This window comes from Alteromonas sp. PRIM-21 (assembly GCF_027563165.1).
In the GTDB taxonomy this organism is placed as follows: domain Bacteria; phylum Pseudomonadota; class Gammaproteobacteria; order Enterobacterales; family Alteromonadaceae; genus Alteromonas; species Alteromonas macleodii_A.
Map to the genome: position 1 here is coordinate 50,145 of NZ_JADOEK010000003.1, position 12,374 is coordinate 62,518.

11 protein-coding genes are annotated in these 12,374 nt (G+C 44.1%); 10 read left to right on the forward strand and 1 reads right to left on the reverse strand.

The window, feature by feature from the left end; translation table 11 throughout:
• Positions 1–144: 144 nt before the first annotated feature.
• The 9 genes from serC to pyrF all read left to right on the forward strand — a co-directional run bounded on the left by serC (position 145) and on the right by pyrF (position 10,281).
• Positions 145–1,230 (forward strand): 3-phosphoserine/phosphohydroxythreonine transaminase, encoded by a 1,086-nt coding sequence (serC, locus tag IW644_RS06855; protein WP_269916995.1) that lies wholly within the window; start codon positions 145–147, stop codon positions 1,228–1,230.
• Position 1,231: 1 nt separating this feature from the next.
• Positions 1,232–2,515: a 3-phosphoshikimate 1-carboxyvinyltransferase gene (gene aroA, locus IW644_RS06860; protein WP_269916996.1), complete on the forward strand. Its 1,284-nt coding sequence runs from the start codon at positions 1,232–1,234 to the stop codon at positions 2,513–2,515.
• Positions 2,516–2,699: 184 nt separating this feature from the next.
• Entirely contained in the window at positions 2,700–3,371 is a 672-nt protein-coding gene (cmk, locus tag IW644_RS06865; protein ID WP_014976668.1) for a (d)CMP kinase, read from the forward strand.
• Between the two features lie 118 nt (positions 3,372–3,489).
• Positions 3,490–5,160 (forward strand): 30S ribosomal protein S1, encoded by a 1,671-nt coding sequence (rpsA, locus tag IW644_RS06870; protein ID WP_179983542.1) that lies wholly within the window; start codon positions 3,490–3,492, stop codon positions 5,158–5,160.
• 76 nt (positions 5,161–5,236) lie between these two features.
• Positions 5,237–5,524 carry an integration host factor subunit beta gene (ihfB, locus tag IW644_RS06875; protein WP_014949641.1) on the forward strand — a complete coding sequence of 96 codons (288 nt, stop codon included), beginning with the start codon at positions 5,237–5,239 and terminating at the stop codon, positions 5,522–5,524.
• A gap of 202 nt (positions 5,525–5,726) precedes the next feature.
• The gene (locus tag IW644_RS06880) at positions 5,727–8,069 is read left to right on the forward strand and encodes a PilZ domain-containing protein (RefSeq protein WP_269916997.1); all 2,343 of its coding nucleotides are present in this window, start codon (positions 5,727–5,729) and stop codon (positions 8,067–8,069) included.
• An 80-nt stretch (positions 8,070–8,149) separates the two neighbouring features.
• Positions 8,150–8,407, forward strand: coding sequence for a LapA family protein (locus IW644_RS06885; protein WP_333473848.1), 258 nt, complete (start codon positions 8,150–8,152; stop codon positions 8,405–8,407).
• The gene (lapB, locus tag IW644_RS06890) at positions 8,407–9,576 is read left to right on the forward strand and encodes a lipopolysaccharide assembly protein LapB (RefSeq protein ID WP_179983540.1); all 1,170 of its coding nucleotides are present in this window, start codon (positions 8,407–8,409) and stop codon (positions 9,574–9,576) included. The genes IW644_RS06885 and lapB overlap by 1 nt, the downstream gene beginning before the upstream one ends.
• A gap of 6 nt (positions 9,577–9,582) precedes the next feature.
• Positions 9,583–10,281, forward strand: a complete 699-nt coding sequence (gene pyrF / locus IW644_RS06895) for an orotidine-5'-phosphate decarboxylase (RefSeq protein WP_269916999.1) — start codon at positions 9,583–9,585, stop codon at positions 10,279–10,281.
• Between the two features lie 254 nt (positions 10,282–10,535).
• Here the strand turns inward: pyrF and ald are convergent, their stop codons facing one another.
• Positions 10,536–11,669, reverse strand: coding sequence for an alanine dehydrogenase (ald, locus tag IW644_RS06900; protein ID WP_179983538.1), 1,134 nt, complete (start codon positions 11,667–11,669; stop codon positions 10,536–10,538).
• A 185-nt stretch (positions 11,670–11,854) separates the two neighbouring features.
• On the opposite strand from ald, the gene lrp reads away from it, so the two are divergent.
• Positions 11,855–12,340 carry a leucine-responsive transcriptional regulator Lrp gene (gene lrp / locus IW644_RS06905; RefSeq protein ID WP_179983537.1) on the forward strand — a complete coding sequence of 162 codons (486 nt, stop codon included), beginning with the start codon at positions 11,855–11,857 and terminating at the stop codon, positions 12,338–12,340.
• The last annotated feature ends 34 nt before the right edge of the window (positions 12,341–12,374 follow it).

The following is a 12,374-nucleotide window of genomic DNA, read 5'->3' on the forward strand; positions in this document are numbered from 1 at the left end:
GGATAGCGCGCAGGTATAGTCCATGCGCATTATCAGTGTTCTTTCAAACAAGCGGCTTTTGCCGCTTGTTTACCTAATAAGCCCGCAAAATGTTTGTAATAAAGCGGGTTGAACGGTACTTATCTACAGGTGTTGAAAAACGCAATGAAAGAGGTTTTTAACTTTAGTGCTGGGCCGGCCATGCTTCCTAAAGAAGTGATGGAAAAGGCACAATCAGAATTTACAAATTGGCGCGATTTAGGCTGTTCTGTAATGGAAGTTAGCCATCGTGGTAAAGACTTCATTGAGATAGCCGCAAAAGCAGAGCAGGATTTGCGTGACTTGCTATCTGTGCCGTCTAACTACCATGTGCTTTTCACACATGGTGGTGGACGCGGTCAATTTGCTGCTGTTCCCCTCAATTTATCATCCGCTGGTGATACCAGCCTTCACTTAGTGAGCGGCTCTTGGTCAAAAGGCGCGGTGAGTGAAGCGAATAAATACAATAATGCGGTAGTTGTGGGCGATGTTACAGAAAAAGATGGGCTTCACTATATCGCTAAGCCTGATGTTAGCGATATCGATCAGTCTGCGGCCTACTATCATTTTTGTCCAAACGAAACGGTAGATGGCATTGCTTATGAATGGCTGCCCGAATCTGGTAAGGTGCCGCTGGTTTCTGACATGTCCTCGACGATATTGTCACAACCGCTAGACGTGGCAAAACACGGTGTTATATACGCCGGCGCACAAAAGAATATCGGGCCAAGCGGTTTGTCTGTGGTTATTGTTCGCGAAGACCTCGTTGGTAAAGCGCGTAAAGAAACGCCCTCTATTTTCGACTACGCATTAGCGGCAAAATCAGACTCTATGTACAATACACCGCCTACTTTCTCATGGTATTTAGCTGGGCTTGTATTTGAGTGGCTTAAAGACATGGGCGGCGTTGATGCTATGGCGAAGCGCAATGCAGAGAAGTCTGCACTTTTGTATTCTGCCATTGATAGTTCTGATTTCTATTCAAGTAAAGTTCACCCTGACAACCGTTCTAAAATGAATGTGCCGTTTCATTTGGCTAATCCTGATTTAGATAAGCTATTCCTTGAGCAATCGCAAGATGCAGGTTTACTTGCATTGAAAGGACACCGTTCGGTAGGGGGCATGCGTGCCAGTATTTATAATGCAATGCCGGTAGAGGGCATTGTTGCGCTAGTTGAATTTATGCGCGAATTTGAAAGAGTGAATGGATAAAATGGAGCAGTTAACATTAGACCCGATTGCAAAAGTATCGGGAGAGGTCAATGTACCTGGCTCAAAAAGTCTGTCTAACCGCGCACTGTTGCTTGCTGCGTTAGCACAAGGTGAGACTGAATTAACTAACTTGCTTGATAGCGAAGATATCGAGCATATGCTAAATGCACTTACTAAGTTGGGTGTTAGCTATCGCTTAAGCGAAGATAAAACTCAATGCGTTGTGCAAGGCAATGGTGGCGCATTTGAGGTGGCTGAGCCACTTGAGCTTTTCTTAGGTAATGCCGGTACAGCAATGCGTCCTTTATGCGCAGCACTCGCCGCGAGTAACGTGGATACCGTGTTAACGGGTGAACCGCGAATGGAAGAGCGCCCCATAGGCGATTTAGTTGATGCGCTATGCGAAGCAGATGCTGACGTGTCTTACCTTAAAAATGAAGGCTACCCTCCGCTTCAAATTAAAGGTAAGACGTTAAGCGGTGGCGAAATGTCGGTTGATGGCAGCGTGTCTAGTCAATTTTTAACGGCGCTTTTAATGGCAGCACCCCTGTTTTCAGGAGATGTGACTATTCGTATTAAAGGCGAATTAGTGTCTAAGCCTTATATCGATATTACGTTAGACACCATGGCTAAATTTGGCGTCACTGTAGAGAATGACAACTACCAGACGTTTACGGTTTCTGGCAACGCCAAGTACGTTGCGCCAGGTAAATTTATGGTAGAAGGCGATGCTTCTTCGGCATCTTACTTCCTTGCAGCCGGCGCCATTAAAGGCGGAGCGGTACGCGTAACCGGAATTGGGCAGAAAAGTATTCAAGGCGACATCCGCTTTGCTGACGTGCTTGAAGCTATGGGTGCAAAGGTAGTATGGAATGATGAGTATGTTGAAATAACCGGTGCGCCACTTAAAGGCGTAAACATGGATATGAACCATATTCCGGATGCTGCCATGACCATTGCTACTACAGCGCTGTTTGCTGAAGGTCCAACGACCATGACTAACATCTATAACTGGCGTGTTAAAGAAACAGACCGACTTGCGGCTATGGCGGCCGAGCTTCAAAAGCTAGGTGCTAAAGTAGAAGAAGGGCACGACTACATAAAAGTGTGGCCAACTGATTCACTAAAACATGCTGAAATAGATACGTATAACGACCACCGTATTGCAATGTGCTTTTCACTAGTTGCATTAAGCGATACCCCGGTAACAATTAACGACCCAGGTTGTACACGCAAAACCTTTCCTGACTATTTTACCCGCTTTAAAACTTTATATAGCGCGTAAAAGCCTTGTATAACTAAGTCACAGGTTAATGAAGGGCTACGTAGGTTAACCCTTTAGTTGCTTCGTTGATCTGAATCAGATTTATCCTAATGTACAATGCCGTCACTAAGAGGCGGCATTGCTTATCTCTCACTAAAGCGTATAATTGCGCGCGATTTTTAGTAATTTAAACGATGGAGCAGGTATGCATTCCACACCCGTAGTCACGGTTGACGGTCCTAGTGGTGCAGGCAAAGGTACATTAAGTAGCTTGCTGGCAAAAAAATTAGGGTGGCACTTTCTAGATAGCGGCGCAATTTACCGCGTATTAGCAGTTGCTGCACTTCACCACGACCTTCCGTGTGATGATGAAGAATGTGTTGTTCCTCTAGCAACCGGTCTTGATGTTAGTTTCGAGACGAATGGCGATACCACTCGCATTATTTTAGAAGGCGAAGACGTTACTGACGATATTCGCACTGAAGAAGTTGGCGCTGTGGCATCAAAAGTTGCAGCATTACCTCGTGTTCGCGAAGCGTTACTTCGCAGACAGCGCGCTTTCCAACAAGATCCAGGTCTTGTTGCCGATGGTCGCGACATGGGTACCGTGGTATTTCCTGATGCGCCTGTAAAGATTTTCCTTACAGCTAGCGCAGAGGCCCGCGCTGAACGCCGCTATAGCCAGTTGAAAGCAAAGGGCATGGATGTTAATATTGCGCGCCTTTTAACCGATATCAAGGCAAGAGACGAGCGCGATACACAACGTGCGGTGGCTCCTTTGGTACCGGCACAAGATGCAGTAATTATAGATTCAACGGACTTGGATATTGACCAAGTCTTTGAAAAAGCGATGGATATTATTTCCTCACGCCTTTAATGACGAGAGCTGATCGCATCCAAAGCAGTGTTGCTACAGGAAGTGGCGACTAAATTTAATAACCCCGCGTTATCCGGATAAGAAGCGTGGATATCAACTTAAAAGTTATTTGAGACTTATGACTGAAAATTTTGCACAACTTTTTGAAGAGAGCTTACAAGAACTAGAAACACGTCCTGGTTCAATTGTAAAAGGTACTGTTGTTTCTATCGACAAAGACATCGTTCTTGTTGATGCAGGCTTGAAATCAGAAAGTGCTATCCCAGCTGACCAATTTAAAAATGCTGAAGGCGAACTAGAAATCGCTATCGGTGACCAAGTAGACGTTGCACTAGATGCAGTTGAAGATGGTTTCGGTGAAACTATCCTTTCTCGTGAAAAAGCGAAGCGTCACGAAGCTTGGGTTGAGCTGGAAAAAGCTTACGAAGATAAAGCTACAATTAAAGGCGTTATCAACGGTAAAGTTAAAGGCGGTTTCACTGTTGAAGTTAACAGTGTACGCGCGTTCCTTCCGGGTTCTCTTGTTGACGTACGTCCAGTACGTGACACTACACACCTTGAAGGCAAAGAGCTTGAGTTTAAAGTAATCAAGCTAGACGCTAAGCGTAACAACGTTGTTGTTTCTCGTCGTGCAGTTATCGAAGCAGAAAGCAGCGCAGAGCGCGAAACGCTTCTTGCTAACCTTGAAGAAGGTCACGAAATCAAGGGTATCGTTAAGAACCTTACCGATTACGGTGCGTTCGTTGACCTTGGTGGCGTAGACGGTCTTCTACACATCACAGATATGGCTTGGAAGCGCGTTAAGCACCCAAGTGAAATCGTGAATGTTGGTGACGAAATCAACGTTAAAGTACTTAAGTTCGACAAAGAGAAGCAGCGCGTTTCTCTTGGTATGAAGCAAATGGGCAACGATCCATGGCAAGAAATTGCGTCTCGTTACCCAGAAGGTACTAAGATCACAGGTCAGGTTACTAACCTTACTGACTACGGCTGCTTTGTTGAAATCGAAGACGGCGTTGAAGGTCTTGTACACGTTTCTGAAATGGACTGGACTAACAAGAACATCCACCCATCTAAAGTTGTTAACCTAGGTGACACTGTAGATGTAATGGTTCTTGAAATTGACGAAGAGCGTCGTCGTATTTCTCTAGGTCTTAAGCAGTGCATTGCTAACCCTTGGGAAACATTTGCTGAGTCACACGAAAAAGGTGACAAAGTTTCTGGTAAGATCAAGTCAATCACTGACTTCGGTATCTTCATCGGTCTTGACGGCGGCATCGACGGTCTAGTTCACCTTTCTGACATCAGCTGGAACAAGTCTGGTGAAGACGCGGTTCGCGACTACAAGAAAGGCGACGAAATCTCTGCTGTTGTACTACAAGTCGACCCAGAGCGTGAGCGTATTTCTCTTGGCGTTAAGCAAATCGAAGAAGATCCTTTCAACAAGTATCTGACAGATAACAAGAAAGGTGCTATCGTTACTGGTACAGTAACAGCAGTTGATGCGAAAGGCGTTACTGTAAACCTAGCTGAAGAAGTTGACGGCTACATCCGCGTTGCAGATCTTGCTGTAGAGCGTGTTGAAGACGCAACTGAAGTAGCAAGCGTTGGTGATAGCATCGAAGCGAAGTTCATGGGCGTTGACCGTAAGAACCGCACTGTTAACCTATCTGTTAAAGCGAAAGATCAGGCTGACGAAAAAGAAGCTATCGATAAAGTTAACCAGCAAGAAGATGTTGGTTTCGCTAACGCGATGGCAGAAGCATTTAAAGCTGCTAAAGGCGAATAATGCTTTTGTGGGTGTGCATTTGCACACCCAATTCGCGATAGCTGTTTAAACAATAATATTGACAATGAGGTTAAACATGACCAAGTCTGAATTAATTGAACGGCTCGCGGATCAAGCGCGTCATATTCCGGCGAAAGAACTCGAACTGGCAATTAAAGAGCTTCTAGAACAAATGGCTCAAACCCTTCAGAAGGGCGAGCGTATTGAAATAAGAGGCTTTGGCAGTTTCTCTCTTCACTATCGCGCTCCACGCGTAGGTAGAAACCCTAAAACGGGTGAGACAGTGAAACTAGACGGTAAATATGTGCCGCACTTTAAGCCTGGTAAAGAGCTTCGCGAAAGGGTAGACGCCTCAATCGCATAATGCATTTTAAAAGCCGCTGTAAAGCGGCTTTTTTGTGCCTGTCGATTAACCTTGGTCACGACTTCACTATTTTTGCACTATCTCCCACCTCTATATCACGAATATCCTAATATACATTCGTTTAAATTTTTATACCTATTGACCCCGGCTAAAGTAGGGTTATATATTATTCAAATAATAATAAACGGTATACATAGAAGTAATGTCAGCCGGCGATGAACAAGCAATAATAAAACAGTACCAGCCGCTCATTCGCGCGTTAATTCCATACGAACAACAAAATAGATTGTTGGAGGGGATTAATAAGTTTTCGAAGCGTCTGCCTAGTAGTGTCCGAAAGGTCGTGAAAGAAGAGGTGGTACGATTAACATCACTGACGGATGCACCTGCCGACAATTCTGCTTTTGCTCAGTTTCCAGTCATGAAATTTAAGCACTTCGGTGTGCAAATGCGTCTTGATAAGGTAGGGGCGCAAATCCTTAAAAACGAAACGTCACTCTATCAAGACAGATATACTGTAGGTGTGTTTGAGTCAGTAATGAACTCAGACTTCTACCAAAACCAAATAAAAAAAGAACAGTTTAAAAAAATCGTTGACGCGTTTAATGTCGAGAGTCAGTCATTTACCGATATCGACTTTGGCGATGACATTGCCATTCGCCCAAACTTTACTTTGTCTTCACCTGAATTTGAGAAAGGTCGACATTGCTCCATAAGCTCTATGTCCCATCGAGGTATTGCTCTGGAGACAAAAAGACCCCCCAATGCATCCACTGGCGATATTATTACTTTCACTATCCCAGAAGTTAAAGGTCTAACCAAAGAACCCACTGAAATTACGCTCGAATTAGAGTCTGTTAAATACAACAAGCATTTGGGAAAATACGAAACGACCTTTAACTTTATAGACGACGTCGATAAGAGCTTTCTTGCAACACTAAAGCGCTATGTAGCAGTAACTTCATACAAGCAACCGCTACAACGAGACCTAGAAATAGAGCGTGCTATGCAAGAGCTCGAGCGTGACCGTATTCTAGAAAATAGCCCGTGGCTTCCTGTTTTTCTCGCACCTGTAAAGCAATCGCTCAAACCTATAATTGCACTTTTTACTAAGGCAAATGTTGAACACAATGATGCAGAAAAACTACTGGCAAGTTTGCAAGATAAGCCTATTTTCGCCACGTTAGTTGATGAACTGCGTAAGTACAACGAAGCTTATGTATTTCATGGCAATATTAAAACCAAAAATGGTAACGTGCAGATAACCGCTACGCACAGGCAGCTACTTGAACTTAAGCAACTTAATGCACTTGTATACTTGCTTGCTAAAAGTGAAGACTTTATATGTACCCACTGTCGCTTAGATAGTGTAACTCGTGAAGATAAGCAAAAGGCCTTTGCTATTCACGATATTGCCAGTAAGGATTTTGAGGAGCTTGCTCAGGTTTCCCACGTTTTATACTGCAAAGATGTCTCCGCTTACCTCACAAATTTAACGCTTTCTGCAAAATGTGACTTTAAGCCTTTGTCGAAAACGTTGAAAGCCAGCGGTAATAATTGGCGCATAGATTATGTCATGGAAGAAGACTTAGATAGACGGAGCGAAACCCGCTACGTTATAGACAAACCTGCTTCTATTAAAGTTGGTTTGCTTACGTCTCTTGACGCGCGAGTGGCCGATTTAAGCGCCAGCGGGATGAAATTGACGGTAGCACCGCACAGCGACCTTCAAAAAGAAATTCGGGTTTCTGTACCGGAACTGAAAATTAAAGGCGAAAAATATAAAGTTGTCCATTACCAAGCTGAAACCGGCGTAGTCAGGTTGTGCCTTGTAGAAGACACACGTAAAGCTAAAGTGAGCTCTAACGTCGACCATATGGTTGAAGAGAATACCGCTTATTTCAAAGTAAGAGATATTGCGCGTATTCAGCGCCTCACACATCGTTACATTTGGGAGCTTGCAGTAAGGCACATGCCTTCGTTGTCGGTACTTTGCGTAATGAATAGGTTTACACTCGATAGGCTAAAAACCGTTTATCAGAGCGACGCATCTGACGATCTATATCCTTTTTCTCGTACACAAAATATTATACCGCTTCATGGTTTCTTTGCAGACAAGGGCCAGGCAAAGCCTAAATCCCAAATATTAGAAGCCATGTTTAAAGAAACCTCTGAACAAGCATTAGTGGTCCATTGTGTGAGAAAGAGCGACAGCCGTTTAGTGTACATCAAAGAACGAGACTTCTTGTTCTCTAAACTTCGCACACAAATCAAAACTCAGTTGGATGAGGAAAAAATTCAGCTAAGTGCTACTGACGTTACCGCAGTACGCTGTCACGGAGCTATTACGCCGTTAACCAAAAAGCGACTAGCACAGCTTTCTAAGCTAGACAAAGCCATGTATGACAAGCTTGAAACCATGCAGGCGGGCTACACACACTGCATTTTTATAACAAATATGTCGGCACTTCATCATGACTTAGTGGTAGAAAACCTGATAGCAAAACCCCAGCGCCATGAACTCGACGGTGAAGGCGCGGCTTAAAATTTCCAATACGCTTTTTGTGTTATCTCTTTTCGCATTTTGCTATTCTTGTAAATAAATCAATAAAAAAGGGTTGAGTGTTGAAAGGGATCCTAACGTTTCTCATCATTTTGGTGCTTCTTGCCATCGCGTTTGTTATTGGCTCTCAAAATGAAGCGCTAGTAACAGTTAATTATTTAATTGCTCAGGCGAATCTGCGTTTATCAACGTTAATAGCGATAACGCTGTCTATAGGCGTGGGCATAGGAATATTAATAATGCTTATGAGCTGGCTTAAATTACGGGTTCAGTTGATGTCTGCTAAATCGAAAATACAGAGTTTGGAACAAGACCACTAATGCTCGAACTGCTGTTTCTACTTTTACCTGTTGCGGCAGGGTATGGTTGGATAATGGGGCGCAATAGTGTCCGTCAAGCGCAGCGAAAACAGTCAAGCATCCTATCTAAGCATTATTATAAAGGCCTGAACTTCCTTCTTTCAGACCAGCCGGATAAGGCCGTTGATACGTTAATCAAAATGATTAACGTGAATAGCGACACGGTTGAAACCCATATTGCAATGGGCAGCTTTTTCCGTCATCGCGGGGAAATAGACCGGGCTATTAAAGTTCACCAGAACTTGGTTAGTCGCGACGAACTACAACCAGCGCAAAGAGAAAATGCGCTTCGAGAACTCGGTCACGACTATACGCAAGCGGGCTTTTTAGAGCGCGCAGAAAACGCATTTCTTCAACTTTTAAACAGTGAAAAACATTACCTAGTTGCTCAGCAGCAGCTGTTTAGCATCTATCAAACCACGAAAGAATGGGAAAGAGCGATAGAATTAGCTGAGCGCATGGTGCAGTGTCATGGCGATAATGATGAACTGTGCGAACGCCTTGCCCACTTTTATTGTGAGCAAGCAGCCGTTGAGTTAAAGAACGAGAGTCAGGGAGCAGCGTTAACCCTGTTACAGAAAGCAGTTAATGCAGATGAGCATGCGGTTAGACCGTGGCTAATGTTAGGTGATATAGCGCTTAATCAAAAACGCTTCACTGACGCGAATGCCTATTTTACGCAAGTCGCAGAGCGCGATATTAATTGGTTCAGCGAAGCCGTACCAAGCCTTGAAAAAATTGCCGAAGAAACCGACGACTGGGATAGTTTCCAGAAAAACTTAGAAGCACACTGGCAAGAGTGCGCTACATCTTACCTGGCCATGGTTGATGTTTTGATGAAACGCGGTGAAACAGCGCAAGCCGCAGAATACCTATTAGAACAGCTTCGAAAACGTCCAACCATGCGCGGCTTTAAAACCCTTATGGGGCTTTATATTGACCAGCTTTCAGATAAAACCACGGCTGATAGCTTACGTTTACTTAAAGAGTTAGTAGAAAAGCAAATGTTGCAGCGCCCTAAATATCGCTGTGGCAGCTGTGGCTTTTCTGGACGAAAATTATATTGGTTATGCCCTAGCTGTAAAAAGTGGGGCGTAGTAAAACCTATCAAAGGGCTAGACGGAGAATAAAAGAACATGCATGACCCACGCGTTATTGTTGCATTAGACTATGACAATAAAGACACTGCATTGGCGTTTGTTGACAAATTAGATTCAAGCTTGTGCAAGCTAAAAGTGGGCAAGGAGATGTTCACCTTATTCGGGCCGGAATTTGTAAAAGCGCTTATTGCTAAAGGTTTTGATGTTTTCCTAGATTTAAAATTCCACGATATCCCAAATACGGTTGCTAAAGCGTGCAAAGCAGCGGCGGAACTGGGGGTATGGATGGTAAACGTACATGCTTCGGGCGGCCTACCTATGATGCAAGCGGCGAAGGATGCCATTGCAACAAGCAGTAACCCTCAAACTAAGCTTATTGCGGTTACCGTACTTACCAGCATGGACGAGGCGCAGCTTGCAGATGTGGTAAGCGGTGTAACGCCTGAACAACAAGTATTGCGTTTAGCAGCGCTAACAGAAAAAGCAGGGTTGGACGGCATCGTCTGTTCAGCGCAAGAAGCCAGTGCGTTGCGCGAAAAACACAGCGATGACTTTCTATTAGTTACACCCGGTATTCGTCCAGTAGGCGCAGACGCCGGCGATCAAAAACGTGTAATGACCCCACCTGATGCAATGAAAGCGGGCGTGAGTTATTTGGTAATGGGACGGCCTATTACCAAAGCAGATGACCCGATTGCTGTATTAAAAGCTGTAAACACTTCTATAAACGGTTAGCGCGACTTACGAAACCTTTTGTATGCTTAGTTATTTGGCTTGATACAGGGTGAGTTACGCATTGAAAGCGCTACCAGGATATCTAGGAATCAAAGTGTTAAAGCAATAAAAGTTAAGTTTATCTCGTCACTAAGTGATCAGATACAAAAAAGCTCGGATGTGGTATTCACATACCGAGCTTTTTACTTTTAGCCATTATCTAAGGCTCTTTATTCATCCAAGCGCTCGAACGCTTTGAGAATAAACGAAAAATTTTATTCGCCTTTAAGCGCTACTTCAGCTGGTGTATAGGTTAGACCTAGTTCTTCACCTAGTGCATCAACAACCGCTTTATAGGTTACTTTACCTTCGTGAACGTTCAAGCCGTTTAGCAAGTGCTTGTCTTCTAACATAGCTTTGGCTGGGCCTTTGTTTGCCAGAGCCAAACCAAATGGTAAGGTCGCATTGTTAAGCGCCATAGTAGAAGTACGTGCAACACCGCCTGGCATGTTAGCTACACAGTAGTGAACTACGTCATCAACAACGTAAACTGGGTCTTGGTGCGTAGTGGCTTTAGACGTTTCAAAACAGCCACCTTGGTCAATAGCAACATCTACCAGCACAGAGCCAGGCTTCATCGCTTTAATTTGTTCACGAGTAAGTAGTTTAGGTGCTGCTGCGCCAGGAATAAGTACTGCACCAACAACAAGGTCTGCTTCAGAAGAGTATTGCTCGATTGCATCAACGGTAGAGTAAACTGTTTTAACTTGGCCATTAAAGATATCATCAAGCTGGCGAAGACGCGGAAGTGAACGGTCTAGAATGGTAACATCAGCGCCAAGGCCTAGTGCCATTTTCGCTGCGTTAGTTCCTACAACACCACCACCAATTACCAGAACTTTGCCTGGTGCTACGCCAGGTACACCACCAAGAAGGGTGCCGCTGCCGCCGTGCGCTTTTTCTAGATAATGCGCGCCCGCTTGTACGGACATACGGCCCGCTACTTCACTCATTGGTGCAAGCAATGGAAGACCACCACGGTCGTCAGTTACTGTTTCATAAGCAATACAGGTAGCGCCTGACTCAACTAATAACTTAGTTTGAGTAGGATCTGGGGCTAAGTGAAGGTAAGTATAAAGCGTTTGTCCCTTACGAAGCATTTTACATTCGTTTGGTTGAGGCTCTTTCACTTTTACAATCATTTCCGCTTCAGCAAACACTTGCTCAGCAGTAGGTGCAATCGCAGCACCAGCATCTACATACATTTCGTCAGTGAAACCGATAGCATCACCGGCATTAGTTTCAACAAGAACACTATGACCGTGAGTAACAAATTCTTTTACTGCTGCTGGCGTCAAGCCAACACGATATTCGTGGTTCTTAATTTCTTTTGGTACACCAACTAACATGTATCGTCCTCAATTTTATAACGAGCTTCTATGTGGCTCTGGTTGAACTTTGTTTCGTAGCAATCGGTCTTGAAAGCCCGTAAACCTATTTAGCGAGTATACGCCATAAAAAAACGAACTATCTGCTGAATAATGGGCTTGTGTGGCATATAATTCTTTAAAAGATAGCTTGTGAGGTATTTTATATGTTGGTGAAGACGCCTAAACACCTTGACCGAATAGACAGGAATATACTGGTGCAACTGCAGAAAAACGGGCGTATATCTAATGTCGAACTTGCTAAAGAAGTCGGCTTAAGCCCAAGCCCTTGCTTAGAGAGAGTCAAGAGATTAGAGGCTCAGGGCTATATAAAAGGCTACCACGCCTTAGTTGACCCAGAAAAGCTTGGCGCTGCTATGCTCGTGTTCGTTGAGATTACATTAACCAAAACATCGGTGGATATCTTTGCAGAATTTTCTGCTGCGGTAAAACTACATGACGATATTCAAGAGTGTCACTTGGTCTCTGGTGATTTCGACTTCTTATTAAAAGCGCGTGTTGCGGATATGGGCAGTTATAGAAAACTGTTGGGTGATACATTGTTGCGTTTACCGGGGGTAAGTGAGTCGCGGACATATGTTGTGATGGAAGAAGTAAAAAGCACATCATCACTGCGCATTAATTTGAAGTAATGAAACCATGGCTCAATAGTGGGTTTTTATGGTA